The 26339-nt window shown below is 70.1% G+C and carries 25 protein-coding genes and 2 tRNA genes; 14 read left to right on the top strand and 13 right to left on the bottom strand.

Translation table 11 applies throughout. The features are described from left to right. Positions 1 to 127 precede the first annotated feature (127 nt). Positions 128 to 676 (bottom strand): NUDIX hydrolase, encoded by a 549-nt coding sequence (locus tag ABZ826_RS02730; RefSeq protein WP_361441078.1) that lies wholly within the window; start codon positions 674 to 676, stop codon positions 128 to 130. Beyond that, the gene (locus tag ABZ826_RS02725; RefSeq protein ID WP_361441075.1) at positions 673 to 2124 is read right to left on the bottom strand and encodes a zinc-dependent metalloprotease; all 1452 of its coding nucleotides are present in this window, start codon (positions 2122 to 2124) and stop codon (positions 673 to 675) included. The genes ABZ826_RS02730 and ABZ826_RS02725 overlap by 4 nt, the downstream gene beginning before the upstream one ends. 192 nt (positions 2125 to 2316) lie before the next feature. On the opposite strand from ABZ826_RS02725, the gene ABZ826_RS02720 reads away from it, so the two are divergent. The 4 genes from ABZ826_RS02720 (at position 2317) to ABZ826_RS02705 (ending at position 5716) form a co-directional block, all read left to right on the top strand. Next, the gene (locus ABZ826_RS02720) at positions 2317 to 3459 is read left to right on the top strand and encodes an SDR family oxidoreductase (RefSeq protein ID WP_361441072.1); all 1143 of its coding nucleotides are present in this window, start codon (positions 2317 to 2319) and stop codon (positions 3457 to 3459) included. Positions 3460 to 3723: 264 nt separating this feature from the next. Continuing rightward, on the top strand, positions 3724 to 4185 hold the full coding sequence (locus tag ABZ826_RS02715) for a molybdenum cofactor biosynthesis protein MoaE (RefSeq protein ID WP_361441069.1): 462 nt from the start codon (positions 3724 to 3726) through the stop codon (positions 4183 to 4185). 128 nt (positions 4186 to 4313) lie between these two features. Further along, on the top strand, positions 4314 to 4484 hold the full coding sequence (locus ABZ826_RS02710; RefSeq protein ID WP_361441066.1) for a hypothetical protein: 171 nt from the start codon (positions 4314 to 4316) through the stop codon (positions 4482 to 4484). Positions 4485 to 4627: 143 nt separating this feature from the next. Continuing rightward, a complete protein-coding gene (locus tag ABZ826_RS02705) occupies positions 4628 to 5716 on the top strand; it encodes a PDZ domain-containing protein (RefSeq protein WP_361441063.1) in 1089 nt (362 codons plus the stop codon). Positions 5717 to 5746: 30 nt separating this feature from the next. On the opposite strand, the gene ABZ826_RS02700 is transcribed toward ABZ826_RS02705, so the two are convergent. Continuing rightward, the gene (locus ABZ826_RS02700) at positions 5747 to 6307 is read right to left on the bottom strand and encodes a PPA1309 family protein (RefSeq protein WP_361441060.1); all 561 of its coding nucleotides are present in this window, start codon (positions 6305 to 6307) and stop codon (positions 5747 to 5749) included. A 137-nt stretch (positions 6308 to 6444) separates the two neighbouring features. Here ABZ826_RS02700 and ABZ826_RS02695 point away from each other — a divergent pair, with 137 nt between their 5' ends. The 4 genes from ABZ826_RS02695 to ABZ826_RS02680 all read left to right on the top strand — a co-directional run bounded on the left by ABZ826_RS02695 (position 6445) and on the right by ABZ826_RS02680 (position 12008). Then, a complete protein-coding gene (locus ABZ826_RS02695) occupies positions 6445 to 9372 on the top strand; it encodes a UPF0182 family protein (protein ID WP_361441169.1) in 2928 nt (975 codons plus the stop codon). A gap of 52 nt (positions 9373 to 9424) precedes the next feature. Beyond that, positions 9425 to 9498, top strand: a tRNA-Met gene (locus ABZ826_RS02690). Between the two features lie 213 nt (positions 9499 to 9711). Continuing rightward, positions 9712 to 11835 carry a tetratricopeptide repeat protein gene (locus ABZ826_RS02685; RefSeq protein ID WP_361441057.1) on the top strand — a complete coding sequence of 708 codons (2124 nt, stop codon included), beginning with the start codon at positions 9712 to 9714 and terminating at the stop codon, positions 11833 to 11835. 99 nt (positions 11836 to 11934) lie between these two features. Then, a tRNA-Met gene (locus ABZ826_RS02680) sits at positions 11935 to 12008 on the top strand. Between the two features lie 67 nt (positions 12009 to 12075). On the opposite strand, the gene ABZ826_RS02675 is transcribed toward ABZ826_RS02680, so the two are convergent. From ABZ826_RS02675 to ABZ826_RS02660, 4 genes are all read right to left on the bottom strand, one after another. Next, positions 12076 to 13221, bottom strand: a complete 1146-nt coding sequence (locus ABZ826_RS02675; RefSeq protein WP_361441054.1) for an ABC transporter substrate-binding protein — start codon at positions 13219 to 13221, stop codon at positions 12076 to 12078. A gap of 32 nt (positions 13222 to 13253) precedes the next feature. Continuing rightward, positions 13254 to 14123: an ABC transporter permease gene (locus ABZ826_RS02670; protein WP_361441051.1), complete on the bottom strand. Its 870-nt coding sequence runs from the start codon at positions 14121 to 14123 to the stop codon at positions 13254 to 13256. Continuing rightward, a complete protein-coding gene (locus ABZ826_RS02665) occupies positions 14120 to 14935 on the bottom strand; it encodes an ABC transporter ATP-binding protein (RefSeq protein WP_361441048.1) in 816 nt (271 codons plus the stop codon). The genes ABZ826_RS02670 and ABZ826_RS02665 overlap by 4 nt, the downstream gene beginning before the upstream one ends. 319 nt (positions 14936 to 15254) lie before the next feature. Then, entirely contained in the window at positions 15255 to 15674 is a 420-nt protein-coding gene (locus ABZ826_RS02660; RefSeq protein ID WP_361441045.1) for a Fur family transcriptional regulator, read from the bottom strand. A gap of 161 nt (positions 15675 to 15835) precedes the next feature. Between ABZ826_RS02660 and ABZ826_RS02655 the strand changes: the two genes are divergently transcribed. After that, on the top strand, positions 15836 to 17287 hold the full coding sequence (locus ABZ826_RS02655) for a catalase (protein ID WP_361441042.1): 1452 nt from the start codon (positions 15836 to 15838) through the stop codon (positions 17285 to 17287). A gap of 129 nt (positions 17288 to 17416) precedes the next feature. Here the strand turns inward: ABZ826_RS02655 and ABZ826_RS02650 are convergent, their stop codons facing one another. Next, entirely contained in the window at positions 17417 to 17821 is a 405-nt protein-coding gene (locus ABZ826_RS02650; RefSeq protein WP_361441039.1) for a CBS domain-containing protein, read from the bottom strand. Between the two features lie 165 nt (positions 17822 to 17986). After that, complete coding sequence (gene hisN / locus ABZ826_RS02645) at positions 17987 to 18787, bottom strand: histidinol-phosphatase (RefSeq protein ID WP_361441036.1); 801 nt, start codon at positions 18785 to 18787, stop codon at positions 17987 to 17989. A 121-nt stretch (positions 18788 to 18908) separates the two neighbouring features. On the opposite strand from hisN, the gene ABZ826_RS02640 reads away from it, so the two are divergent. Beyond that, the gene (locus ABZ826_RS02640) at positions 18909 to 19514 is read left to right on the top strand and encodes a TetR/AcrR family transcriptional regulator (RefSeq protein ID WP_361441033.1); all 606 of its coding nucleotides are present in this window, start codon (positions 18909 to 18911) and stop codon (positions 19512 to 19514) included. 137 nt (positions 19515 to 19651) lie between these two features. On the opposite strand, the gene ABZ826_RS02635 is transcribed toward ABZ826_RS02640, so the two are convergent. The 4 genes from ABZ826_RS02635 to ABZ826_RS02620 form a co-directional block, all read right to left on the bottom strand. Next, positions 19652 to 19975 carry a multidrug efflux SMR transporter gene (locus ABZ826_RS02635; RefSeq protein ID WP_361441030.1) on the bottom strand — a complete coding sequence of 108 codons (324 nt, stop codon included), beginning with the start codon at positions 19973 to 19975 and terminating at the stop codon, positions 19652 to 19654. Positions 19976 to 20065: 90 nt separating this feature from the next. Further along, positions 20066 to 21082 (bottom strand): ribosome small subunit-dependent GTPase A, encoded by a 1017-nt coding sequence (gene rsgA / locus ABZ826_RS02630; protein ID WP_361441027.1) that lies wholly within the window; start codon positions 21080 to 21082, stop codon positions 20066 to 20068. Positions 21083 to 21085: 3 nt separating this feature from the next. Beyond that, positions 21086 to 22426, bottom strand: a complete 1341-nt coding sequence (gene aroA, locus ABZ826_RS02625; protein ID WP_361441024.1) for a 3-phosphoshikimate 1-carboxyvinyltransferase — start codon at positions 22424 to 22426, stop codon at positions 21086 to 21088. Between the two features lie 160 nt (positions 22427 to 22586). Further along, a complete protein-coding gene (locus tag ABZ826_RS02620) occupies positions 22587 to 23300 on the bottom strand; it encodes a M50 family metallopeptidase (protein WP_361441021.1) in 714 nt (237 codons plus the stop codon). 65 nt (positions 23301 to 23365) lie between these two features. Here ABZ826_RS02620 and ABZ826_RS02615 point away from each other — a divergent pair, with 65 nt between their 5' ends. From ABZ826_RS02615 to rsrA, 4 genes are all read left to right on the top strand, one after another. Beyond that, a complete protein-coding gene (locus ABZ826_RS02615) occupies positions 23366 to 24181 on the top strand; it encodes an SOS response-associated peptidase (protein ID WP_361441018.1) in 816 nt (271 codons plus the stop codon). A 29-nt stretch (positions 24182 to 24210) separates the two neighbouring features. Then, positions 24211 to 24963: an alpha/beta family hydrolase gene (locus tag ABZ826_RS02610; RefSeq protein WP_361441015.1), complete on the top strand. Its 753-nt coding sequence runs from the start codon at positions 24211 to 24213 to the stop codon at positions 24961 to 24963. Between the two features lie 320 nt (positions 24964 to 25283). Then, entirely contained in the window at positions 25284 to 25940 is a 657-nt protein-coding gene (locus ABZ826_RS02605) for a sigma-70 family RNA polymerase sigma factor (RefSeq protein WP_189273941.1), read from the top strand. Further along, complete coding sequence (gene rsrA / locus ABZ826_RS02600; RefSeq protein ID WP_351075405.1) at positions 25937 to 26257, top strand: mycothiol system anti-sigma-R factor; 321 nt, start codon at positions 25937 to 25939, stop codon at positions 26255 to 26257. Before ABZ826_RS02605 ends, rsrA begins: the two co-directional genes overlap by 4 nt. Positions 26258 to 26339 lie beyond the last annotated feature (82 nt).

Genomic DNA, 26339 nt, shown 5'->3' with positions numbered 1-26339 from the left:
ACCCCAATGACCGCATGGCGTATCCGCTGTTCGAGGCCATGGAGGAGGCCGGCGCGATCGCCGTCTTCCACACCGGGCAGACCGGCACTCCGCGGAGACCGCCCCTCGCCCACACCTCATGTCATGGCTACCGGCGCTGCTCCAGCGCGGCGCGGACCCGCGTCATCAGCCGTACGACCGAGGCGTCGGCCACCGACGCGACCTCGTCGTACGCGAACCAGCGCAGATCCAGCGACTCGTCGCTGATCTGCTCCGTCGCGCCCGCCGGCGCCAGCGCCGCGTACTGCACGTCCAGGTGCCAGTGGCAGGGCGCGGGGATCCGGTGGCGGTCCAGCGTCACCGGGCCGCCCGCCAGCAGGGTCAGGCCGCTGACACCGGACTCCTCGGTGGCCTCGCGCAGCGCCGCGGCGGCCAGCGTGGTGTCCTGTCGCTCACAGTGGCCGCCCATCTGCAGCCACATCCGCAGCTTGCGGTGCAGGGTGAGCAGCACACGGCCGCGTTCCGGGTCGACGACCAGTGCGCTGGCCGTCAGATGTCCGGCTTCGCAGGCCTTCCACATGCCGTCGGGATGCGCTGCCAGATGGTCCAGATAGACCTGGCGCAGTTCCTCCTGGGCCGGATCCAGCGGGTTCTCGTACCCCTTCAGTACGAGAACCGCGTCGTCGTACAGGCTCACCGGTCGCTGTCGCCCTTGCCTTCGCTCCCGTGGTCGTCGGTTCCCCCGGAGCCGGGCCCGTCCGTGTCGGACCCGGGCTTCTGCGGACCCTTCGCCGCCTCGCCGAGCATCTTGTCCAGCTCGGAGAAGTCCAGCTGCTCGTGGTGCACAAACCCGTCCGGATCGTCCAGGTCCTGGGCGGTCGGCAGCATGTCGGGGTGCTCCCACAGGGCGTCACGCCCGTCGAGACCGCGGGCGTCCGTGAGCGACGCCCAGAGGCGCGAGGCGTCACGCAGCCGCCGCGGACGCAGCTGAAGGCCGATGAGCGTGGCGAACGTCTGCTCGGCCGGCCCACCGGAGGCGCGGCGCCTGCGCATGGTCTCGCGCAGCGCGTCCGCCGAGGTCAGACGGGACTTCGCGGCCTCGTGCACCACGGCGTCCACCCATCCCTCGACGAGTGCGAGTGCCGTCTCCAGCCTGGCCAGGGCGGCCTTCTGCTCCGGTGTGTCCTCCGGCTGGAACATGCCCTGCTGGAGGGCGTCCTGCAGCTGTTCGGGCTGCGACGGGTCGAACTGGCCGACCACGTCCTCCAGCTTGCTGGTGTCGACCTTGATGCCGCGGGCGTACCCCTCGACGGCGCCGAACAGATGGGAGCGCAGCCACGGAACATGGGCGAAGAGTCGCTGGTGGGCGGCCTCGCGCAGGGCGAGATACAGCCGCACCTCGTCCTGCGGCACGCTGAGGTCCTTGCCGAACCTCTCGACGTTCAACGGAAGGAGCGCGGCCTTGCCCGCCGGGCCCAGCGGCAGCCCGATGTCGGTCGAACCGACCACCTCGCCCGCGAGCACACCGACGGCCTGCCCGATCTGCTGGCCGAACATCGCGCCGCCCATCGACCGCATCATGCCGATCAGCGGGCCCGCCATCGCCTGCATCTCCTCGGGCAGCACATCGCCCATGGCCAGACCGACGCGCTCGGCCACCGGGTCGACCAGCTTCTGCCAGGCGGGGAGGGACGCCTCGACCCACTCCGCACGGCTCCACGCCACGGTGGAGACCGAACCGGAGGGCAGCGACGTCACACCGTCCAGCCAGAGGTCGGCCAGCCGCAGCGCCTCGTCGACCGCGGACCGCTCCGACGGGCCCACGCTCGCGTCCTTGATGCCGTCCGGCGTGCCCTGCGAGACCGTCTGGCGGGCGATCTGCTTGGCCATGTCCCAGTTCACGGGGCCGCCCTCGTAGCTCAGCATCTGGCCGAGCTGCTGGAAGGCCGCCCCCAGGTCGTTGGGGTTCATCGTGCCGAACATCGCCGCGAACGGGTTCTCGCCGCCCGCGCCCGGACCGAAGCCGAACGGGTTCGCCGGCCCGCCCGAACCCTGCCCACCTCCGGTGGGGTCCTTCTTCTTGCCCTCGTCGCCGCTCTCCGGCTCCTCCGGCGGAAGGCCGAATCCGAATGGGGTGTCACTCACGGGTTTCCTCGGCTCGTAGGGCCGTCGGCTCGAACCGACGGCGACTGCCCGACATCACCATCCAGCGTAGACACCAAAAGTCCGCTTGGGGCCTCAGTGCTCCGCCGGCTCCCGGCCTGCGGCAGGATGGACGCCACCTGGTACGTACGCGTCATTCGGGTACGTACTGAAGACAACCGCTGGAGACGCCCGGTGAGTTCCCCAGATCCTCAGGTTCGCGCAGCGCGAAACCTGTCCGACCCCTCGACCGCGAACAAGCCTGTAAAAAGCCGCTCCAGGAACCGTGGCCCTGTCGTCGCGGTCACCGGGGCCGCGGGGGGCGTCGGTGAACTGCTCACCGCCCGCCTCGCGGCATCCGAGGAGATCAAGCAGGTCATCGCCATCGACGAACGCCGCGGAGAGGTCTCCGAGGCGACCTGGCACATCCTCGACGTCCGGGACCCCGCCATCGCGGAGAAGCTGCGCGGCGCAGATGTCGTGGTGCATCTGGCACTCGATCTCGACCTGGAGACCGACCCAGCGGCCCGTACCGCCTACAACGTCCGCGGCACCCAGACCGTGCTGACGGCCGCCGCGGCCGTGGGCGTCCACCGGGTCGTGCTGTGCACCTCGGCGATGGTCTACGGGGCGCTGCCCGACAACGACATCCCGCTCGCCGAGGACGCCGAGCTGCGCGCCACGGCCGAGGCCACGGGCGTGGGCGACCTCCTGGAGATCGAACGGCTCGGCCGCCGCGCGCCCCGTGCCCACCCCGGGCTCAATGTGACCGTGGTCCGGCCGACCGTCCTGGTCGGCGGCACGGACACCGCGCTGACCCGCTACTTCGAGTCGCCACGCCTCCTGGTCGTCGCCGGATCGCGTCCCACCTGGCAGTTCTGCCATGTCGACGATCTGGTCACGGCGCTGGAGTACGCGGCGCTGGAGAAGATCGACGGCGAGTTCGCGGTCGGCTGCGACGGCTGGCTGGAACAGGAGGAGGTGGAGGAGCTCAGCGGCGTACGCCGGATGGAGCTTCCCTCCGCCGTGGCCCTCGGCGCCGCGGCCCGGCTGCACAGGATCGGCCTCACCCCCTCCCCGGCGGGCGATCTGGCGTACACCATGCACCCCTGGGTGGTCAGTGTGAGCCGGCTGCACGACGCGGGCTGGCGCCCGAGCTGGACCAACGAGGAGGTGCTCGCCACGCTCCTCGAAGAGGTCGAGGGGCGGCACACCGTCGCCGGGCGCCGTCTCGGCCGCAAGGACGCCACCGCGGCGGGTGCCGCCGGCGCGACCGTGGCGCTGCTCGGCACCGCCGCCCTGGTCCGCCGCGCCCGCAAGGCCCGCCGCCGCATCTGAGACCGCCCCGCAGTCCCTGATGGACCGGCGTGCGGAGGCGGATGCCGTGCGGCGCGATGCGGGGGAGCGTCCTCCTGCCGGGCGTGGCCGGGCGGCCCGACGACGCGGCGAGCTGTCGCGGCTGTCGTCGCGCGCCCGCCGGGAATCACGGAACGGCCTTCGGCGGGCCCTCGGGACGCCTGTAGGAGACTCCAAGGTCAGCGGCGGTCCGCCGGTGGAAAACGCTATTCCGCGATGTCGGCGCGGTGCGGCACCATGGAGCCCATGGCTCCCACCCACGACCACCCCGGCGAGCAGGCGGCGATCGACCCCATCCGGCTGCTGGCGATCCGCGACACGCCGTTGTCGGTCGACGAGATCTTCCGTGCCGTCGGGGACGACGCCGCGGGCGGCACCGCGCTCTTCGTCGGCACGGTGCGCAACCACGACGGCGGTCAGGACGTCGGTGCGCTCGGCTACTCCTGCCATCCCTCGGCGCAGGACGAGATGCGCCGGGTGGCCGAGAAGGTGGCAGCGGAATTCCCGGTGCGGGCGCTGGCCGCTGTCCACCGAGTGGGTGACCTCCGAGTGGGCGATCTCGCGGTGGTCGTCGCCGTCTCCTGCCCGCACCGCGCGGAGGCGTTCGAGGCGTGCCGCAAGCTCATCGACGACCTCAAGCACGAGGTGCCGATCTGGAAGCACCAGCGTTTTTCGGACGGCACCGAGGAGTGGGTCGGAGCCTGCTGAGTGCAAGCCGATCGGGTGGTCATCCGCCCCGATTTGCGTAACCGCACCCCTGCCGTGAGCGTTGATCCTGTAGATGGTTAATCTGCTGATCGGTCAGTTGCGGTCGCTCATGGGGTAGGGAGGTCGTAATGGCAGCACTCGCCTGGTTGTTGATTCCGCTTTTCGCTGCGTTCGGTGCCGCGATATGGGGAAGCTGGGCCGCCCGTAATCGCACGGCCGGTGATGTTTCAGAACTCGCCGGGTATGCCCGGTTCCGTGAGGCGATGGAGAAGTCGCACTCCGGTTCCGATGTTGTCTGACCTTCCTTCGAACGTATGCAGTCGCCAATCCGCATCGCGCTGCCGATTGCCGACGCCCTCCGGAACGGCTCCGGAACCTCCTCCTCGCCCGCACGGACCGGCCCCGACGGTGCACTGACGGACCCTTCCCGTACTGTCGTTCCATGCCACGCCGCACCGCGACGATGCTCGCCTCCACCCTGATCCTCATCGCGCTGCTCTGCGCAGGCGTGCTGATCAAAGTGCCGTATTCGGAAATGTCTCCCGGGCCGACCGTGAACACCCTCGGCAAGGTCGACGGTGAACCCGTCCTGCAGATTTCCGGGCACAAGACGTATCCGACGTCCGGCAACCTCAATATGACGACGGTCAGGGTCACCGGGGCCGACTACCGGATGAATCTCGTCGAGGCCGTCTACGGCTGGCTGGCCCACGACAGCATCGTCGTACCGCACGACAACCTCTACCCCGACGGCAAGACCGAGCAGCAGTCGACGCAGGAGAACGCCGAGGAGTTCAGCCAGTCCCAGGAGAGCGCCAAGGTCGCCGCCCTGAAAGAGATGGGGATCACGGTGCCGTCGCGCGTCGTGGTCTCCACGGTCGTCAAGGGCAGTCCGGCCCAGGGCAAGCTGCACGCCGGAGACGTGATCAAGCAGGTCGACGGTACGGCGGTCAAGCAGCCCGAGGACGTCGCGAAGCTCGTCACCCGCCACAAGCCCGGCGAGGACGTCACGTTCACGATCATCCCGGCGAGGACGGCGCAGGCGGCGGAGAAGGCCGGCAAGGAGCCGGAGGGCACCCGGAAGATCACCATCACCACCGCGAAGGCGCCCAAGGAGAACCGGGCGATCGTCGGCATCCAGGCCGGGACGGACCACACGTTCCCGTTCCGGATCGACATCAAGCTCGCCGACGTCGGCGGCCCGAGCGCCGGTCTGATGTTCTCCCTGGGCATCATCGACAAGCTGACGCCCACCGACCTCACGGGCGGCAAGTTCATCGCGGGCACCGGCACGATCGACGACAAGGGCAAGGTCGGCCCGATCGGTGGCATCAACATGAAGCTGGTCGGCGCGCGCGACGCGGGCGCCCGCTACTTCCTGACGCCGGACGAGAACTGCAAGGCCGCCGCCTCCGACACCCCGAGTGGACTGAAGCTGGTGAAGGTCGAGACGATCGACGACGCGAAGAAGTCGCTGGAGAAGATCCGGGCGGGGGACACGGCCGGCCTGCCGAGCTGCTCGGCAGGCTGACCACGTCTCTCAGCAGGGGCGTGGTGGGAATCAGGCCTCGAACGTCGCGGCCAGCGCGTCGGCCAGGCCGGGTACCAGACCGGCGCCCGTGCGCACCTCGCTCGGGGAGTCCTTCTCGCGGAGCCGGACGGCCGCCTCGCGCGTACCGTCCCGGAGGACGGCCACGGTCATCCGCACCTCCTGGCGCTCCGGGTGCTTGGCGACCCACTTCGTCAGCTGGGCGTCGCTGAGTCCCTCCGGCACGGAGGCCTCGGCGGACGGCGGCAGCATCAGCCGCTCCACCGTCATGGCACACCCGATCACCGCGTCGGGCCAGGCGATCGTGGCGAGGAACTCGTCCAGGGCGGTGCCCGGCGGCAGTTCCTCCTGCTCGATGGGGGTGAGTGAGGCGGTCGGGGAGTCGGCGCCGTCGAGACCGAGCTGGGCGGCGAGGCCGGGCTCCTGGGCGCGCAGTCTGGCGGTGTCGACGAGAGCGAAGAGCCGGGCCGGCTGGTCCCAGCCGAGGCCGGAGATGTACTCGTCGATTTCGAGGACGGCGACGGTGAGAGGGCTCGAGGCCATCGGAGGGCCTGAGGGGGAAACGTTGGGCATGGCCAATATCCTGCCTCCTTCCGCCCCGGGAACGGGAACTAGGTAAAGCCTCAGTAAGTTGCATAGGTGGGCTCTACGATCGCTGGGCCCGCTCCACACGACCCGCGAACTTCGAGGTGCGCACGTTGGCTTTCCAGATGCCGGACCGCGGCGGAGGCCCGACCGGGCCACGGATCAGAGTCGGCCGCCCGTCCCGGCGCGCCCGTACCCTGCTCATGACACTGGGCGTCCTGGCGGTCCTCGCCATGGCGTTCGTCATGTTCGCCGGGTTCTGGACGGACTGGCTCTGGTACCGGTCGGTCGCGTATTCGTCCGTCTTCACCACCACTCTGTGGACCAAGATCGGGCTGTTTCTCGTATTCGGACTGCTGATGGCGATCGCCGTCGGTCTGAACATCTGGCTCGCGTACCGGCTCCGGCCGCCGCTGAGCGCGATGTCGCTGGAACAGCAGAGCCTGGACCGCTACCGGATGAGTCTCGCCCCGTACAAGAAGTGGGTGTTGCTCGCGATCACCGCGCTCGTCGGACTGATCGCCGGAGCATCCGCCTCCGGCCAGTGGCGTACCTGGCTGATGTATGTGAACGGCGTGGCGTTCCACCAGAAGGACCCCCAGTTCCACCTGGACGTCTCCTTCTACGCGTTCGACCTGCCCTGGTACCGCTTCCTGCTGGGCTTCGGCTTCGCGGCCACGGTGCTCTCGCTGATCGCCGCCGCGCTGACCCACTATCTGTACGGCGGACTCCGCATCACCAGCCCCGGCGCGCGGGCGACCGGCGCGGCCACCGGCCATCTGTCGGTGCTGCTCGGTGTCTTCGTCTCGCTGAAGGCCGTGGCGTACTGGCTGGACCGTTACGGCCTGGCCGTGAAGTCCAGCGACTTCAAGGCCACGGACAACTGGACGGGCCTGCGGTACGTCGACGCCAACGCCTATCTTCCGGCGAAGACCATCCTGTTCTGCATCGCCGCGATCTGCGCCGTGCTCTTCTTCGCGACGCTCTGGCGCCGCACCTGGCAGCTCCCGATGATCGGCTTCGGTCTGATGGTGCTCTCGGCGATCCTGATCGGCGGGCTGTACCCGGCGATCGTGCAGAAGTTCCAGGTCCAGCCGAACGAGCAGGCCAAGGAAGCCCCGTTCATCCGGAAGAACATCGAAGCGACGCGTGACGCGTACGACATCGACAGGGCGCAGGTCCACGACTACGCGGGCAAGAGCACGACGAACGACGACGCCAAGCTGCGCGCGAGCGCGGACGACGCCGCCAGTTACCGGGTGATGGACCCCAACGTCGTCTCCCCGGCCTTCCAGCAGCTCCAGCAGAAGAGGAACTACTACCAGTTCCCCAAGACGCTGGACGTGGACCGCTACAAGGACGCCGCCGGCAAGGACCAGGACACGGTCATCGGCCTGCGTGAGCTCAACCTCGACGGCATCCCCAAGCGCAACTGGATCAACGACCACTTCACCTACACCCACGGCTACGGGGCCATCGCGGCCCGGGGCACGACGACCGGCAAGAACCCGAAGGGTTCCCCGGACTTCACCGAGGCCGGTCTGCCCACCACGGGTGATCTGGGCAAGTACGAGCAGCAGATCTACTACGGCGAGAAGACCGAGCAGTACTCCATCGTCGGCGGGCCCCAGAAGGAGCTCGACTACGAGGAGGACGGCGAGAAGACCACCAGCTATCAGGGCAACAGCGGGGTCAGTCTCTCCAACGCCTTCAACCGCGCCGCCTACGCGGTGGCGTTCAGCGAGCCGCAGATCCTCTACTCGGGGGCCATCGGCGACGGCTCGCGGATTCTCTACAACCGCACGCCCAAGGAGCGCGTCGAGGCGGTCGCCCCGTGGCTGACCATCGACGGCGACGCCTACCCGGCCGTGGTGAACCACCGCATCCAGTGGGTCGTCGACGCGTACACCACCACCAACGGCTATCCGTACGCCTCCCGTACGACGCTCGGCGACACCACCGCCGACTCGCTGACCACCAACCAGCGTGCGGTCGTCGCCCAGCAGAACCAGGTCAACTACATCCGCAACTCGGTGAAGGCCACCGTCGACGCGTACGACGGCACGGTCAAGCTCTACGAGTGGGACACCGAGGACCCGGTCCTCAAGACCTGGCGCAAGGCGTTCCCGGGGACCGTGCAGCCCAGGGCGGACATTCCGCAGCAGCTCATGGACCACCTGCGGTACCCGCAGGACCTGTTCAAGGTGCAGCGTGAGCTGCTCACCCGCTACCACGTCACGAACCCCGCGCAGTTCTACAGCGGCAGTGACGCGTGGCAGGTCCCGGACGACCCGACCAACAAGGAGTCCGGCGCGGTCCCGCCGTACTACCTGAGCATAAAGATGCCGGACCAGCCGGCCCAGAAGTTCTCGCTGACGACGACGTTCACCCCGAAGGGGCGGCCCGACCTCGGAGCGTTCATGGCGGTTGACGCGGACGCGGCGAGCAAGGACTACGGCACGATAAGGCTGTTGAGAGTCACCACCACGGTGAAGGGCCCCGGCCAGGTACAGAGTGAGCTCAACGGCAACGACGACGTCGCCGAGTTCGTGAGGAACCTCAAGGGGACCGACTCCGACATCGAGTACGGCAACCTGCTGACCGTGCCGCTCGAAGGGGGCTTCCTCTACATCGAGCCGGTGTACACGCGCGGTGGCACGCAGAACTATCCGCTGCTGCGCAAGGTCGCCGCCTCGTACGGGTCGAAGACCGTCTTCGAGAACAGTCTCGGGGAGGCGCTCAACTCGGTCTTCGGGGTGACGGGCTCCGGCACCACCCAGCCACCCGCGGAGACCACCAGGCCACCGGGCACCACGCAGCCACCGGCCACCGGTGACGCGGCGCTGAAGAAGGCGATCGCGGACGCGCAGAAGGCCTACGCGGAAGGTGAGGCGGCCCTGAAGAAGCAGGACTGGACCGCCTACGGCAAGGCCCAGGCGGATCTGCAGGACGCGCTGCAGCGTGCGGCGGCCGCCGAGCCCAAGCCGGGCTCCGCGAACGACGCAGGTAATTCCGGCAAAACGGACAAAGTGTCCAGTGCTGGGAGCGGCTGAGTGACTCGGTAAAGGCTCACCCTCGCGTCGTGGTACGGTTTCACCACAACGACGCGGGGTGGAGCAGCTCGGTAGCTCGCTGGGCTCATAACCCAGAGGTCGCAGGTTCAAATCCTGTCCCCGCTACTGAAAGACGAAGGCCCGGATCCTTTCGAGGATCCGGGCCTTCGTCGTGTTCTGACGACTTTCTTGTGCGGAGTGCGTGAAGGGCGGTTCGCGGGGCACGAGTTGGGTTCGGACGTGTTTGACTTATCTCTCTGTGGGCATGTCGACAAAACGCTGAAGTGACCTCACTGGCCGCGGTATACCAGGTGTACGCGGGTTGCGGGTGGTGCGACGATGGTATTTATGGGGGACAGGGCAACTCTGTTGGAGACAGGGCGGTTTGTGCAGCGTCGCGTTCATCGGTCGGATAGCGTGATGAATGAGGCTTTTGGTGTTGCCGCCGGGGAGAACAGCGAGACCACCGAGAACACTGGGATCATCGGGACGACCGAGACCGCCGAGACTGCGGGGTGTGCCGCGACCGTCGAGAACGCAGAAAGCACGGAGCGCGCGGAGGGCGTGGGGAACGCCGTGACCACCGGGAGCGCCGGGTCCATCGGGGCCGGGGAGAGCCCAGGGGTCCAGGAGACTTCCGAGAGCCCGGAGAGCGCCGAGAGCGAGGAGCGCCACCGTCGCGCCGCCGACGCGGGGGACACCACGTCGATGAGCGTCCTCGGTGCCCTGCTGCTGCGCCGCGGCGATCTGGACGGTGCCGAGCCGTATCTGCGCGGGGCCACCGCCGACGGCGACCGGGCCGCGGCCAACAATCTGGGCGTCCTTCTCCACCAGCGCGGATACACCGACGACGCGGCCGGCTGGTGGCGTATCGCGGCCGTCGCCGGTTCCGCCGCCGCCGCGCACGCCCTCGGCCGCCACTACCGGGAGCGCGGTGACGAGCCGGGTGCCGAGTACTGGCTGCGGCAGTCCGCCGAACAGGGCCACGCGCTGGGCGCCTACGCCCTTGCCGATCTGCTGGAACACCGCAGCGACGTCGGCGCCGAGCGCTGGCTGCGCGCCGCCGCCGAGCAGGGTCACCGCGAGGCCGCCTACCGCCTCGCGCGCATGCTGGACCGCAACGCCGCTGACGACCCGCACGACGCCTTCGGTCGCCCGGGGCTGGGCCCCGGCGCGGGCGCCGAGCGCCCGGGTGCCGTCGGCCGGTCCGGGGTGCGCGAGGACGACGGCCCGGTGGCGGGTCCGGCGACCGGGCGCGTGGGCGAGGCCGAGCAGTGGTACCGGCAGGCCGCCGCGCGCGGCCACCGGCGGGCCGCACTGCACCTCGGCGCCATCCTCGAACAGCGCGGCGAGCTCAAGGAGGCAGGCCGCTGGTACCTGATCTCCGCGAAGGCCGGGGAGGCGCGGGCCGCCTGCGCGCTCGGATTCCTGCTGCGAGACGCCGGCGACGAGGAGAGCGCCGCCGTGTGGTGGCTGCGCGCCGCCCAGGACGGCGACGGGAACGCGGCCAACGCTCTGGGCGCCCTGCACGCCGCCCGCGGTGAGCAGCAGACCGCCGAGCGCTGGTACCGCGCCGCCATGGACGCGGGCGACGTCAACGGCGCCTACAACCTGGGGCTGCTCTGCGCGGCGCAGGACCGCACGCCGCAGGCCGAGCAGTGGTACCGCCGTGCCGCATACGCGGGCCACCGCGAGGCCGCCAACGCGCTCGCCGTACTCCTGCTCCAGGCGGGCGACGCGACCGGCGCCGAGCCCTGGTTCTCCAAGGCCGCCGAGGCGGGCAGCGTCGACGCGGCCTTCAACCTCGGCATCCTGTACGCCGGGCGGGACGAGGACCGTACGGCACTGGTCTGGTACGAGCGCGCCGCGGCTGCGGGTCACACCGAAGCCGCGCTCCAGGTCGGCATGGCCCTGCTGCACCACGGCGAGGAGCAGGAGGCCGAGCGCCATCTGCGCTGCGCGGCGGGCGGCGGCAGCGCCGAGGCCGCCTTCCGGCTGGCCGGAGTGCTGGACTCGCGGCAGCCGCCGCCCGGCCCTCCCGCGCTCGGTGAGCCGATGCCGGAGAAGACCGAGTGCGAGGAGTGGTACGAGCGGGCCGCCGAGCAGGGGCACCGCCGTGCCCAGGTGCGCGTCGGGATGCTCGCGGCGGCCCGCGGAGACGTCGACAGCGCGGCCCGCTGGTACCGCGAGGCCGCTGAGTCGGGCAGCCGCAACGGTGCCTTCAACCTCGGGCTGCTGCTCGCCCGCGAGGGCAGCGAGCGGGAGGCCGCGCTGTGGTGGAGCCGCGCCGCGAACGACGGGCACGGGCGGGCCGCCCTGCGCCTCGCCCTGCTGGCCGCCCGCCGCGGCGAGCTCACCGAGGGGCAGCGCTGGTGCGCGCGGGCGGTCGAGCTGGGACCGGCGGAGGTCGCCGAGCGGGCCGCCCGGCTGCAGGAAGCGCTGCATCAGGAACTCACCGCGTAGGCGCGGCGTCGTGGCAGCGGCGCCCGGCGCCCGCGCGTGGGGTGCCGGAACCGATTTGCGCTGGTCCGGAGCGGTGACGTACGGTGGGGAACACAACGACGCGGGGTGGAGCAGCTCGGTAGCTCGCTGGGCTCATAACCCAGAGGTCGCAGGTTCAAATCCTGTCCCCGCTACTGAAGACGGAAGGCCGGATCCTTTGAAGGATCCGGCCTTCCGTGCATCATCCGCCCCGGCCCGCGCTCAGAGCCTGTGACCCACCGCCTCCGAGTACATCGCCCGGTCGACGGCCTTCGCCTCCGACACCGAGGCACCCTTCGAGACCCCCGCGTCCGCGTACGCCTTCTGCAACCGGTCCGTCGTTCCCCCGCGTATCTCCCAGTCCATCCGCATCGACGGCGTCGCCCGCAGTGTGGCCTCGTCGGTCTTCATCAGCTTCGCCAGTTCGGCGACGAACGCGGGGTCCGCCTTGTAGTCGCCGGCGAAGTAGGTGTTCACCGTCCGGATGTAGGCCCGGAGAAAGGCGACGCCCGCGTCCGGGTCCTTGTTCAGCAGCGTCGGGCCGAAGAGCAGGCCGCCGAGCGGTTCACCGAGCGGCTGGCCACCGAGGAACGCGTACTTCCGGTCGCCGTCCACCTTGCGCCAGACCGGGTCGAGCAGCCAGGCCGAGTCCACGCCTCCGTTCCGCAGCGCGGTCAGCACGTCCGCGGAACCGAGCTGCTGGAAGCCGATCCTGTCGAGGCCGCCGCCGTGCTTCTTCAGGGAGGTGTCCATCGGGTACGCGATGACCGAGCCCTTGCCGATCATCGTGCCCATCTTCCGGCCCGCCATAGTGACGTGATCGGCGCTCTCGCCGTCCTTGAGGCGCACCCACAGGCCGCTCTTGGAGGTGGGGTCGGGGGAGAAGTTCCCCGCCACCCACTTGATGTCGAAGCCGCCGTTGATGCCGTGCATCACGGCTGCCTCGGGTGCCGCCCACTGGGCGTCCACGTCGCCCCTGGCGAGCAGCGGCAGGGCGTCCGGGGTGGGCAGTACTTTCAGCTCGACGTCCAGCCCCTCCTTCGCGAACTCGCCCTTCGCCACCGCGACCTGGAGCGGAGCGACGTACTCCGCGCTCAGGGTGCCGGTGGCGACGGTGAGCTTGCGTTTCTTCGCCAGGGGGCGGGGGCCCGGTGCGCCCTTGTCGCAGCGGGCCGGTTTCCGGTCGGGGGCCAGGTCGGCCGGCTCGGTCCAGCTTGCGGAGCCGCAGCCCGCGACGGGCTTGACGGCCCGTGGCGCGGCAGGGGCGCCGCTGTCGCCGGCGGAGTCCTTGCCGGCACAGCCGGCCGTGCCGAGCAGGGATGCGGTGATGAGTACGACGATGCAGGTGAAAGGGGTACGTGTACGCACAGTGCCTCCGTACGAAGAACGAGGGGAGCCGTTCAGGACCGGCCGCGGCCGCGGTCGCGGGGGGCCCATGGTGTGAGCAGCCGCCCGGCGACCCGCACCACTTCGGAGAAGACGACGCCCAGGACCGCGACACACACGATGCCGACGAACATCACGTCGTTCTGGAACAGCGCCCGGGAGTCGAAGATCAGATGCCCCAGCCCGTCGGCCGCCGCGATCTGCTCGGAGGCGACGATGACGAGTACGGCCACTCCTGCCGCGATCCGCGCCCCGACCAGGACGGCGGGCAGCGACGCGGGCAGCAGCACATGGCGGAACATCTGCCAGGGAGAGGCGCCGAAGACCTGACCGGCGTCCCGGTGGCCGGCCGGGACGGCGAGCACGGCAGCCATGGTGGAGATCCAGACGAAGAAGAAGACGGTCGCCGCGACCAGGGCGATCTGCGGCCCCTCACCGAGGCCGAACATATTGAGGAAGACCGGCAGGAGGGCCAGCTTCGGTACGACGTACAGGGCGTCGAGCAACGGCTCAAGCGCGGCCCGTACGAGGGAGAGCGAGCCCATCAGCAGCCCGAGCGCGTATCCCGCGACGGTGCCGATCGCGTAGCCGCCGAGGACCCGCTTGAGCGTGGCCCACACATCCGGCCACAGCTCACCGGCGCCCGCCCGGTCCCAGCCGTCCGCGAGGATGGTGGAGGGGGCGGGGTAGACCCGGTCGTCGATCCAGGACCGCTCGGCGGCCAGTTGCCAGAGCAGCACGAGCACCAGTGGTACGGCGACGGCGAGCGAGAGTTCCAGGGCGCGCCGCCTGCGGTGGGTGCGCACCGGACGCAGTTCCTGCGGACCGGGCCTGCGGACCAGTACCCCCTCGTCGGGTTCCGTGGCGTTCACGGTGGCGCTCATGCCGGGGCCACCTCCCTTCGCACCTCGCCGCGCAGCAGCTCCCACAACTCGCTCTTCAGCGCGGTGAACTCGGGCGTCGACCGGACCTCGCCGCTGCGTGGCCGGGCGAACGGCGGACGGCGCTCGGCGATGATCCGCCCCGGTCTGGCGGACATCACCAGCACCCTGTCCCCGAGCACGATCGCCTCTTCGAGGCTGTGGGTGATGAAGAGGGTGGTGGTACGGGTGGTCTGGGTGAGGTCGAGCAGCTCGTCCTGGAGGATCGTGCGCAGCTGGGCGTCCAGTGCCGCGAACGGTTCGTCCATCAGCAGCATCTCGGGCTCGACGGCGAGGGCGCGGGCGATGGCGACCCGTTGCCGCATCCCGCCGGAGAGAGCGGCCGGATACGCCCCCGCGAAGTCCGAGAGTCCCATCCTGGCCAGCCAGTCGTGAGCCCTGGCGTCGGCCTCCTTGCGCGGTACGCGCTGGATGTCGAGGCCGAACCGGACATTGGCGAGTACGGTCTTCCAGTCGTAGATCCCGTAGTCCTGGAAGATCATCGCCGCCGGGCGGGACGAGGCCGTACGGATGGAGAGCTCGCCCGAGCTGGGGCGGAGCAGTCCGGCGGCGATCCGGAGCAGCGTGGACTTGCCGCAGCCGGACGGGCCGACGATGCAGGTGAACTCGCCCGGTGCGACGGAGAGATCGACCGGCCCGAGGGCGGGAAGCGCCTTGGCGCCGCGTCCGAACGAACGGGTGAGCGCTTCGGCACGGAGTTTGGGACTGGTGGCTGGGGCAGTGGGTGTGGGTGTGGTCGGGTGCGGAACTCCCACGGGTCTCTCCTCGCGCGTATCGAGGTGCGGATCCGCCGCGGGGCGGACGTGATCGCCGCCGACGATATGACGACCCATCAGATTCGGGAAGGGGGTGCGCGCGTGGCGAGGTCGAGGGTGCGGGGGTGTGCCGGGGCTGCCCGGTATCCGTTCCGTCCCCGGTCCGTGGCCGGGGTGGTCCGAAGTGCTCGGCGCACCCGCGGCGACCGGTCCGAGCTTTACACCGGTCGGCTCGCGGGCGTGCGGTCCGCGCGTCCGGCGAGCATGCGGAGGGCCCCGGTGAGCAGGATGCTCGCACCGGGGCCCTTTGCGGTGGAACTCAGCTCGTCGCAGCGCAGTTCGGGCAGATGCCGCGGTAGGTCACCTCGACGCCGGAGACCGTGAATCCGAACCGCTCGTTGCTCGGCAGATCCGCCAGCGGGTCGCCGGCCGGGTGCACGTCGCGGATGGTGCCGCAGTTCGCGCAGACGAGGTGGTGGTGGGGGCGGTGTGCGTTCGGGTCGTAGCGCTTGGCCCGGCGGTCCGTGGAGACCTCGATGACCTCGCCGAGTGTCACCATCTCACCCAAGGTGTTGTAGACGGTGGCTCGGGAGATCTCGGGCAGCTTGGCAACGGCCCGGGCGTGGACCTCGTCGGCCGTCAGGTGCACATGGTCCCCGTCGAGGACCTCGGCCACGACGCGCCGCTGCGCAGTCATGCGCCAGCCGCGTCCGCGAAGTCGTTCCAACAGGTCACTCATAAGAACAAGCCTAACAGTGAGGGGACCAGGTCCCGAACAGGTGTGACTTTGGATGTTCACTTGACTTGGACAGTGTCCATTGTAGGATCGAGACCGGCATAAGCCAAGGGACAGGCTGTGCAGGACATGACGAATGTGCAGGAACGACGCAGGAGGCGCACGTGACGCAGGGACCGCTCACCACGGAGGCCGGCGCGCCGGTCGCCGACAACCAGAACAGCCAGACCGCGGGCGTCGGTGGGCCGGTGCTGGTGCAGGACCAGTCGCTGCTGGAGAAGCTCGCGCACTTCAACCGTGAGCGCATCCCGGAGCGCATCGTGCACGCCCGCGGTGCCGGCGCGTACGGCACGTTCACGCTCACCCGTGACGTCTCCCAGTGGACCCGGGCGAAGTTCCTCTCCGAGGTCGGCAAGCAGACCGAGACGTTCCTCCGCTTCTCGACCGTCGCGGGCAACCTCGGTTCGGCCGATGCGGTGCGCGACCCCCGCGGCTTCGCGCTGAAGTTCTACACCGAAGAGGGCAACTACGACCTCGTCGGCAACAACACCCCGGTGTTCTTCATCAAGGACGCCATCAAGTTCCCGGACTTCATCCACACCCAGAAGCGCGACCCGTACACCGGCTCGCAGGAGGCGGACAACGTCTGGGACTTCTGGGGTCTGTCGCCCGAGTCCACCCACCAGGTGACCTGGCTCTTCGGTGACCGCGGCATCCCGGCCACGCTGCGTCACATGAACGGGTACGGCTCGCACACGTACCAGTGGAGCAACGAGGCCGGCGAGGTCTTCTGGGTCAAGTACCACTTCAAGACCGACCAGGGCATCAAGAACCTCACCCAGGACGAGGCCAACAAGCTCGCCGGTGAGGACCCGGACAGCCATCAGCGTGATCTGCGCGAGGCGATCGAGCGCGGTGACTTCCCGTCCTGGACGGTGCAGGTCCAGATCATGCCGGCGGCCGAGGCGGCCACGTACCGCTTCAACCCGTTCGACCTCACCAAGGTGTGGCCGCACGAGGACTACCCGCCGATCGAGATCGGGAAGCTGGAGCTCAACCGCAACCCGGAGAACATCTTCGCCGAGGTCGAGCAGTCCATCTTCAGCCCCGCGCACTTCGTGCCGGGCATCGGCCCGTCCCCCGACAAGATGCTCCAGGGCCGTCTCTTCGCGTACGGCGACGCCCACCGCTACCGCGTCGGCATCAACGCCGACCACCTGCCGGTCAACCGCCCGCACGCCACCGAGGCGCGCACCAACAGCCGTGACGGCTACCTGTACGACGGCCGCCACAAGGGTGCGAAGAACTACGAGCCGAACAGCTTCGGCGGCCCGGCCCAGACGGACCGGCCGCTGTGGGAGGCCACCCCGGTCGCGGGCGAGATCGGTACGCACGAGGCCCCGAGCCACGCCGAGGACAACGACTTCGTGCAGGCCGGAAACCTCTACCGGCTCTACTCCGAGGACGAGAAGGCCCGGCTGATCGACAACCTCGCCGGATTCATCGCCAAGGTGTCGCGCGATGACATCGCCGAGCGCGCGATCAACAACTTCCGCCAGGCGGACGGCGACTTCGGCAAGCGTCTGGAGGCTGCGGTCCAGGCCCTGCGCGGCTGAACCGACGCCTGTCGTCGACGGTGGGCCGGTTCCTTCTTCGGAGGGGACCGGCCCACCGGTCGTTCCAAGGGCTGTCCCGTAATCCCTGGCGGGCGCGCGGCGCCACGGATTACGGGACAGCCCTTGGGCTCAGCCGACGAGTTCCGCGTGATGGCGGCGCCTGATGGGCGCCCAGCAGCGCAGGATGTCGCGGACCGAGACGATGCCGACGGGTCCGTGGTCGTCCAGCACGATCAGATGACGGAAACCGCCGTGTGTCATGGCCTCTGCGGCCTCTTCCAGGGTCCAGGTGGGCGCGGCGTAGACCACATCGGTGGTGGTGTGGGTGGAGGCGGTCTCGACATCGGGGTTCTTGCCGGAGCCGACCGCGTCGAGGATGTCGCGCTCGGTGAGAATGCCGAGCCCGCTGGTGTCCCGGTCGAGGACGACCGCGGCTCCGACGCGGCGGACCGACATCAGCCGGGCGGCCTCGCGGAGCGTGTGGGCCGGTCCGATGGTGAGGACCAGCGTGCTCATGGCGTCACGGACGAGCATGAAGGGAGCCACCTCCTTCGTGAAGCGACCATGTGAGTCGATTCACAAGTTCACAAGCGGGGGGACTCTCAGAGTTGCACCGATGCGGAACCGGAACAAGGGGAGGGTGGGAGCGTGCGAGGGGCGTGCGGTGGTGCGCGACGCCCCTCGGGGGCGCGATCCCGGTCAGTAGCGCTGGTTCAGATAGCCCAGCAGTTCGTGGTGGAGCTGTCCGTTCGAGGCCGCCGCATTGCCGCCGCCGGGGCCGGAGACCCCGTCCAGGCTGGTGAACTTCCCGCCGGCCTCCTGGACGATGATCGCGTTCGCGGCCATGTCCCAGAGCGAGAGCTCGGGCTCCGCGCAGATGTCGACCGATCCCTCGGCGACCATCATGTACGGCCAGAAGTCCCCGTACCCACGAGTGCGCCAGCAGGCCCTGGTCAGATCCAGGAACCCGTCGAGCCGGCCCTGCTCCTCCCAGCCGCTCAGCGACGCGTACGCAAACGAGGCGTCCGCGATCCGCTCCACCTTCGACACCTGCAGCCGGGTCGCCGAGGTCAGACTGCGGCCGGAGAACGCGCCCGCGCCCTTCGCCGCCCACCAGCGCCGGTTCAGGGCGGGGGCGGACACCACGCCGACCACCGGCTGGAAGCCGTCCTCACCCGCTTCCATCAGGGAGATCAGCGTCGCCCAGACCGGCACGCCCCGGACGTAGTTCTTGGTGCCGTCGATCGGGTCGACAACCCAGCGCCGCGGGCCGGTGCCCTCGATCCCGAACTCCTCGCCCAGAATCGCGTCGCGCGGGCGGGCCCGATGGAGGTGGCCGCGGATCAGCTCCTCGGCGGCCTTGTCGGCCTCACTCACCGGCGTCATGTCCGGCTTGGTCTCGACCTTGAGGTCCAGAGCCTTGAACCGGTCCATCGTCGCCGCGTCGGCGGCATCCGCCAGCACATGGGCAAGGCACAGATCATCGAGGTAGTCGGGCATGCCGTCACAGTATCGACCGCAGGTGAACGGAGCCACAGCGGTGCGCGGCGGCCAGGGCCATTGACAGCCCCCGGCGGCGCGTCAACTCTGGAACGCAGGCCCCATGGCGCGGGAGGCGACGATGCCCACGGCGCGAGACGCATTGCTGGACGCCGCACTCTCGGCGCTGGCCACGCTGCCCTGGTCGGCGGTGCGCATGGTCGATGTCGCGTCCGCCGCCGGGGTCTCCCGGCAGACCCTCTACAACGAGTTCGGCGGCAAGGACGGCCTGGCCCGTGCCCTGCTCCGGGGTGCCGCGGACGGCTACCTGGCAGGCGTCGACCGGGCGCTGCGGTCGGCCGGGGACCCGGGGGACGGGCTGGCCGCCACCGCCGCCTGGACCGTCCGTGCCGTACGGACGAACGCCCTGGTCCGAGGGCTGCTCACGGGCTGCTGGGGTGAGCGATTACCCCGTCCCGTACGCCCGGCGGCGCCGACCTCGTCGCCGGTTCCCGCCCAGCGGTGGGCCGATGCCGGAACGCCGGCGCCCGCCGAACTGCTCGGCCAGGTCAGGGAACGCATGGTGGCCGCCCTCGACGGGGGCCGGTCGTCGCACGCCCCGGAGCCACTGGCCGCGACCTGCGAGATCGTGCTGCGGCTCGCACTGAGCTACGCGCTGGTACCGGCCACCCGGGGCGAGACGGCACCGCTGGTGCGCACGGTGGTGGAGGGGCGGCCGGCCGGATGAAGACCGGGGGCCGCCGCCGCCCCGAGCCGGCCGGGCCGGAGGCGCCGTAGCCGGCCATGCCGGCGGTGCGGGCGCCGGGCACAGCGCCGCGAGTCGCTTCCCGCGGACGCCCGTCACGGCGTGAGCCCGCCGGGCGGTCAGTGCGACGAGCCCGAGAGCTGCAGACCGATCACGCCGAGGATCACCAGGGAGATCGAGATCAGCTTGAGGGTGGAGACCAGGTCGTCGAGGAAGACCATGCCGTAGATCGCGGTGCCCGCCGCGCCGATGCCGGTCCACACGGCGTAGGCGGGCCCGACGTCGAGCTTCTTCAGCGACAGCGTCAGCAGGCCGAAGCTGCCGAGGGCGAAGACGCAGAACGCGACGGTCGGCCAGAGCCGGGTGAATCCGTGCGAGAGCTTCAGACAGACGGCGAAGCCGGTCTCCAGCAGCCCCGCGACCACGACCAGCAGCCACGCCATCGTCACTGCCCTCCCACTTCGGTGACTGCCTTGCCTCGCTGGGTGTGATTATGCACTTACCGGCGACGGCGGATCGCAAACGCGCGCGGGTCAGTCGCCTTCGCGCCGCTCCCGGGTGGACAGCAGCCGCCGCAGCGAGTCCAGCCGCGCCGGATCGGCGTGGCCGTCCGCCACCCAGGCGTCCAGGGCGCACTCCGGCTGATTGCCGTCGTGGGTGCAGCCGCGCGGGCAGTCCTCGGTGCCGGGCTCCAGGTCCGGGAACGCGTGGATCACCCGGGACGGATCGATGTGGTTGAGCCCGAAGGAGCGCACACCGGGGGTGTCGATCACCCAGCCGCGATAGTCGGGCAGGGGGAGCGCCAGCGCCGATGTGGTGGTGTGCCTGCCTCGGCCGGTGACCGCGTTGACGACCCCGGTGGTACGCCGCCGATCCTTCGGCACGAGCGCGTTGACCAGCGTCGTCTTCCCCACCCCGGAGTGGCCGACGAAGGCGGTGACCCGGTCGTGCAACTGCTCGCGGACCCGCTCGGCCGCGTCGCCGTTCTCCAGTTCCTCGCGACTGGTGACGATGAAGGGGACGCCCAGCGGGGTGTACGCCTCCAGCAGTTTGTCCGGGGAGGCGAGGTCCGACTTGGTGAGCACGAGGAGCGGGGAGAGCCCGCCGTCGTACGCGGCGACCAGACAGCGGTCGATCATCCGCGGCCGGGGTTCCGGATCGGCCAGCGCGGTGACGATCGCCAGCTGGTCGGCGTTGGCGACGACGACCCGCTCGTACGGATCGTCGTCGTCCGCGGTGCGGCGGAGCACCGAGCGGCGCTCACCGATGCGGACGATGCGGGCGAGGGTGTCCTTGTCGCCGGACAGATCGCCGACGATGGAGACCGTGTCCCCCACCACGGCGGCCTTCCGGCCCAGCTCACGGGCCTTCATCGCCATGACCGTACGGCCGTCGACGAGGCAGGTGAGGCGGCCCCGGTCGACGGTGAGGACCATGCCGTCCTCGGCGTCCTCATGCTTCGGGCGGGTATGGGTACGGGGCCGGTTGCCCTTCGGGTTGGGGCGGAACCGGATGTCGTCCTCGTCGGGGTTCTTGCCGTAGCGGCGCATGTCTCAGGCCCCGAGCATTCCGGTCCACATCTGCGGGAAGTCCGGCAGGGTCTTGGCGGTGGTCGCCACGTTCTCGATCTCCACTCCGGGGACGGCGAGGCCGATGACCGACCCCGCGGTGGCCATCCGGTGGTCGTCATATGTATGGAAGGTACCGCCGTGCAGCGGCCTGGGCCGGATGTGCAGCCCGTCGGCGGTCTCGATGACGTCACCGCCGAGCTCGTTGATCTCCTTGGTGAGCGCGGCGAGCCGGTCCGTCTCGTGCAGCCGCAGATGGGCGACGCCGCTCAGGGTGGACGGGCCGTCGGCGAGGGCCGCGACGGCCGCGATGCCCGGGGTGAGCTCGCCGACCTCGCCGAGGTCGACGTCGATGCCGTGGATACGGCCCGAACCGGTGAAGGTGAGCCCGTGCTCGGTCAGCTCGCAGCTGCCGCCCATCGCGGTGAAGATCTCCCGCAGCGCGTCGCCCGGCTGGGTGGTGTGCTCGGGCCAGTCGGGGATGGTGACCCGGCCGCCGGTGACCAGCGCGGCGGCGAGGAACGGCTGGGCGTTCGAGAGATCGGGCTCGATGGTGAGATCACGGCCGAGCAGGGCGGAGGGCGAGACCCGCCAGACGTTCGGCTCGCCGCCCGTCTCCGGCTCGTCGACCTGGGCGCCGACGGCCCGGAGCATGTCGACGGTCATCCGGATGTGTGGCATGGAGGGGAGCCGGGCGCCGGTGTGACGCACCTCCACCCCCTGGTTGTATCGCGGCGCCGACAACAGCAGCGCCGAGACGAACTGCGAGGACGAGGAGGCGTCGATCTCCACCGCGCCGCCGTCCAGGGCGCCGCTGCCGTGCACCGTCATGGGCAGCGAGCCGCGCCCGTCGTCGTCGATCCGCGCGCCCAGCACCCGCAGCGCGTCGATCACACCGTTCAGCGGGCGTTCGTACGAACGGGGGTCGCCGTCGAAGTGGATCGGGCCGTCGGCCAGCGCCGCGACCGGCGGCAGGAAGCGCATGACCGTACCGGCGTTGCCGACGTCGATCGTGGTGGGGCCGTGCAGCCCGGCCGGGATGATCCGCCAGGCCTCACCGGCGCCGTCCGGGCCGTCCGCGACGGAGGAGCTCGACGACACCGTCTCCTCGATGCCGACACCCATCGCGCGCAGTGCCTCGGCCATCAGCAGGGTGTCGCGGGAGCGCAACGGGCGACGCAGCCAGCCGGGCTCGGCGGCGAGAGAGGCGAGGACGAGCGCGCGATTGGTGACCGATTTCGATCCGGGCACGGTGACGGTCGCATCGACGGCTCCGGTCGCATGCGGGGCGGGCCAGAGGGCGGGGTGCACGGAACGTTCGGTCATGGACCTCACTTTAGTGGCTCACCGCAAACCCGAATCTCGATCAAATGAGCCGAAACGGGGGCGTAACGCATGTGTGGTACACGGCGCCGTGCGGACCGGCCCGCGTCGCCCTGCCCTCAGAGCCTGTCGGGCGGCCTCTGATCGGGCGGCCGACAGGCTCTCAGACGCCGAGCAGCCAGCGCCCGCCGCCGATCAGCGAGCAGAGCGACACCGCATGGAAGAGGAACAGCCACAGCGCGGCCGGCACATCGGTCAGCCGCGACAACTGGTCGGCGTCCGAGTCCGGCGCGCCGCCGTGCCGCCGCTTCGACTGGAGTTCGAAGGCCGGGCGTACGCCGCCGAGCAGCAGGAACCAGACCACGGTGTACGCGAACAGCGACTGCACGGCGGGCGAGGCCAGCCAGGACACCAGCAGGAAGGCCGACCCCGTGAAGATCACCGCCAGCGCCCCGTACACATTGCGGATCATCACCAGCATCACCGCGAGCAGCGCGGTGGCCAGCCACAGCAGCAGCGTGATCCTGCCGCTGACCAGCAGCCACGCCCCGCCCAGGCCCAGCAGCGGCGGGGCGGTGTAGCCGGCCGCCGCCGTCAGGATCATTCCGATGCCGGTCGGCTTGCCACGGCTGACGGTCAGCCCGCTGGTGTCCGAGTGCAGCCGGATGCCGGACAGCTGCCGCCCGGTGCACAGCGCGATCAGTCCGTGCCCGCCCTCGTGCGCAATGGTGATCGTGTTGCGGGTCAGCCGCCATATCAGGTTCGGCACGACGGCGATCAGCGCGAGCGTGCCGGTCACCACCACCAGCCACTGCTCGGGCGCGGGCTGGGTACCGAAGACGCGGTCCCACAGATTGCCCAGATCGGTGCTGTCCATGGTGCGGGCGGCTCCTTGCGGTATCGGCGTCCTGTCGGCGCGGCGGTCGTGGCAGTCTGGCACTTATGTGCGGACGGTATGCAGCGAGCCGGCGGCCCGAGGACCTGACCGGACTCTTCCGGGTCGAGAAGTGGGAACCGGCAAAGACCCTGGCGCCCGATTGGAACGTGGCGCCGACCAAGGAGGTCTACGCCGTACTGGAACGTCCATTGAAAGACGCAGACGATCAGCGTCCGGTTCGCCAGCTGCGTGCTCTGAAATGGGGACTCGTGCCGTCCTGGGCGAAGTCCCCCGAGGGGGCGGCACGCATGATCAACGCGCGCGCGGAGACCGTCCACGAGAAGCCGTCCTTCCGCCGACCCTTCGTCTCCCGGCGCTGCATCCTGCCCGCCGACGGCTACTACGAGTGGGTCACCGGCGCCGATGAGCGGCAGCTGGAGGAGAAGGGGAAGAAGAAGCGGCCGCGCAAGCAGCCCTACTTCGTGACACCCGCCGACGGATCGGTCTTCGCGATGGCCGGACTGTACGAGTTCTGGCGCGACCGGACCCTGCCGGACGACCATCCGATGGCCTGGTGGGTGACCTGCACGGTGATCACGACCGAGGCGGAGACCACCCCGCTCGCCGTCGCCCCCGCCGAGGGCCCGGCCACGCTCGCCGACATCCACCCCAGGATGCCGCTCATGCTGACCCCGGACCGGTGGGACGCCTGGCTCGATCCGTCACGCACCGACACCGAGGAACTGCGGGGGCTGCTCGCGCCGCCGCCGGGCGGGCTGATGCGGGCCTACCCGGTGGCCACGGCCGTCAGCAATGTCCGCAACAACGGTCCCGAGCTGCTTCAGGAGCTGGCCGCGCCGGAGGTGAGCACGCTGTTCTGACCCCGTTCCGGGCGGGCAGGATGGGGCGCGTGAGTACCGCAGAGACAGGCCGCAGGACCGAGACGGTCGACACGGACGCCGGGCCGGCCAGGATCACCTGGCTGCCCGCGGAGAACCCTCAGGAGCCGAGGGGCCCGAAGCTCCCGCAATGCCTGAAGGATCCTGCGGGCCCGGGGAACGCCCGCCTGGTGCTCGCTGTCAGCCATGGCGCGGGCGGCGGCATCGAGACCCGTGACCTGCGGGCCCTGGCCGCCGCCCTGCCCGCCCACGGGGTCGCCGTCGCCCTGGTGGAGCAGCCGTGGCGGGTCGCCGGGAAGAAGATCGCGCCCGCCCCGAAGACCCTGGACACCGGATGGCGGGGCCTGTGGCCCGCGCTCACCGCCCCCGGGCTGCCCGTCGTCGCCGGCGGGCGCAGCGCCGGGGCCCGGGTGGCGTGCCGGACGGCGACGGAGCTCGGCGCCCACGCCGTCCTCGCGCTCAGCTTCCCGCTGCACCCTTCCCCAAGCTCTCAACTCCGTTCGAGCAGGGGAGACCCCATCGGAAAGCCGGAGAAGTCCCGCAAGGACGAGCTCCTCGGGTCCGGCGTGCCCACGCTCGTCGTGCAGGGCGGGAATGACCCGTTCGGGCGGCCCGCCGAATTCCCGCCGGGGGAGTACGAACTCGCCGAGGTGCCGTACGGGGACCACGGGTTCGCCGTACCGAAGAAGTCCGGCCTCTCCGAGGAACAGGCGATGGAGATCCTGACCACCGCCGTGACCGTGTGGCTGTCGGCCCTCGTGTGAGGTACGTCGCCCCGGGGAGGGAGCCGGTCGCACCCCGCGGGCGGCCGGGCGCACCCCGGGAATGTTGAGCCGGGGGCCACTGTTGTCGGTGTCATCGGTACATCAACGTCGTACGTGGAGAGGGAGTCCGTCGCATGGGTTCGACCATCTGCCCGCGCCGCTCGAACGCCGCCGACCTGGAGTGGACGGTCCTGCACTCGGCCAGGACCACTCCCGAGCGGGCGCTGAGCGGATCGGATCGACAGCCCGTCTCGAAGCAAGGTCGACTATTCTCCGATTCGAGCGGGTCCGGTTTCGGCTCCGCCACAGCGTTGGAGGAGGTGGGTCCGGTCACTGGGACCGACACAGGGACCGACGACGGCCGCGCGCAGGAGACGACCGCCGAGCGCAACGCGCGCTTCGAGCGGGACGCGCTCGGTTTCCTCGACCAGATGTACTCGGCCGCGCTGCGCATGACGCGCAACCCCGCCGACGCCGAGGACCTGGTCCAGGAGACGTACGCCAAGGCCTACGGCTCCTTCCACCAGTTCCGTGAGGGCACCAACCTCAAGGCGTGGATGTATCGCATCCTCACCAACACGTTCATCAACTCGTACCGCAAGAAGCAGCGTGAACCCCAGCGCAGCGCCGCCGAGGAGATCGAGGACTGGCAGCTGGCGCGCGCCGAGTCGCACATGTCGACGGGGCTGCGTTCCGCCGAGTCGCAGGCGCTCGACCACCTGCCCGACTCGGACGTGAAGTCCGCCCTGCAGGCGATCCCCGAAGAGTTCCGCATCGCCGTGTATCTCGCCGATGTAGAGGGCTTTGCCTACAAGGAGATCGCGGACATCATGGGGACTCCCATCGGTACGGTGATGTCCCGACTGCACCGGGGCCGCCGCCAGCTGCGCGGCATGCTGGAGGACTACGCCCGTGAGCGCGGGCTCGTCCCGGCCGGTGCCGGAGAGTCGGACGATCGGAAAGGCTCGGGCTCATGAGCTGCGGAGAGCCGCACGAGACGGACTGCTCAGAGGTCCTCGACCATCTCTATGAGTTCCTCGACCACGAGATGCCCGACAGCGACTGCACCAAGTTCGAGGTCCACTTCGAGGAGTGCTCCCCGTGCCTGGAGAAGTACGGCCTGGAACAGGCCGTGAAGAAGCTGGTGAAACGCTGCTGCGGCCAGGACGACGTGCCGACCGATCTGCGCTCCAAGGTGATGGGGCGGATCGATCTGATCCGCTCGGGACAGGCCGTGCCGGAGCAGGACGTGACGGCGTCGGAGACCGGACAGCCGACCGCCGCCACGGAGTGACGCCGCAGCCCGGCGGCGGTCCCGCCCGAAGTCCGGCCGCTCGGCTCGCGCCCTCGCATCACCCGCGCCCGCGTCGCATCAC

It is taken from the genome of Streptomyces sp. NPDC047515 (assembly GCF_040643055.1).
Lineage (GTDB): Bacteria > Actinomycetota > Actinomycetes > Streptomycetales > Streptomycetaceae > Streptomyces.
Note: the sequence above shows the minus strand (reverse complement) of the source record. Positions and strands in the feature narration are given on the sequence as shown.

Coding starts and splice junctions, on each gene's coding strand:
- ABZ826_RS02660 (WP_361441045.1), bottom strand. CDS start 15,674: ATGAGTGACCTGTTGGAACGACTTCGCGGACGCGGCTGGCGCATGACT.
- ABZ826_RS02615 (WP_361441018.1), top strand. CDS start 23,366: ATGTGCGGACGGTATGCAGCGAGCCGGCGGCCCGAGGACCTGACCGGA.
- ABZ826_RS02705 (WP_361441063.1), top strand. CDS start 4,628: ATGCCACGCCGCACCGCGACGATGCTCGCCTCCACCCTGATCCTCATC.
- rsgA (WP_361441027.1), bottom strand. CDS start 21,082: ATGCGCCGCTACGGCAAGAACCCCGACGAGGACGACATCCGGTTCCGC.
- ABZ826_RS02670 (WP_361441051.1), bottom strand. CDS start 14,123: ATGAGCGCCACCGTGAACGCCACGGAACCCGACGAGGGGGTACTGGTC.
- ABZ826_RS02695 (WP_361441169.1), top strand. CDS start 6,445: ATGCCGGACCGCGGCGGAGGCCCGACCGGGCCACGGATCAGAGTCGGC.
- ABZ826_RS02650 (WP_361441039.1), bottom strand. CDS start 17,821: ATGCTCGTCCGTGACGCCATGAGCACGCTGGTCCTCACCATCGGACCG.
- aroA (WP_361441024.1), bottom strand. CDS start 22,426: ATGACCGAACGTTCCGTGCACCCCGCCCTCTGGCCCGCCCCGCATGCG.
- ABZ826_RS02710 (WP_361441066.1), top strand. CDS start 4,314: ATGGCAGCACTCGCCTGGTTGTTGATTCCGCTTTTCGCTGCGTTCGGT.
- ABZ826_RS02700 (WP_361441060.1), bottom strand. CDS start 6,307: ATGCCCAACGTTTCCCCCTCAGGCCCTCCGATGGCCTCGAGCCCTCTC.
- ABZ826_RS02715 (WP_361441069.1), top strand. CDS start 3,724: ATGGCTCCCACCCACGACCACCCCGGCGAGCAGGCGGCGATCGACCCC.
- ABZ826_RS02685 (WP_361441057.1), top strand. CDS start 9,712: ATGGTATTTATGGGGGACAGGGCAACTCTGTTGGAGACAGGGCGGTTT.
- hisN (WP_361441036.1), bottom strand. CDS start 18,787: ATGCCCGACTACCTCGATGATCTGTGCCTTGCCCATGTGCTGGCGGAT.
- ABZ826_RS02620 (WP_361441021.1), bottom strand. CDS start 23,300: ATGGACAGCACCGATCTGGGCAATCTGTGGGACCGCGTCTTCGGTACC.
- ABZ826_RS02640 (WP_361441033.1), top strand. CDS start 18,909: ATGCCCACGGCGCGAGACGCATTGCTGGACGCCGCACTCTCGGCGCTG.
- rsrA (WP_351075405.1), top strand. CDS start 25,937: ATGAGCTGCGGAGAGCCGCACGAGACGGACTGCTCAGAGGTCCTCGAC.
- ABZ826_RS02635 (WP_361441030.1), bottom strand. CDS start 19,975: ATGGCGTGGCTGCTGGTCGTGGTCGCGGGGCTGCTGGAGACCGGCTTC.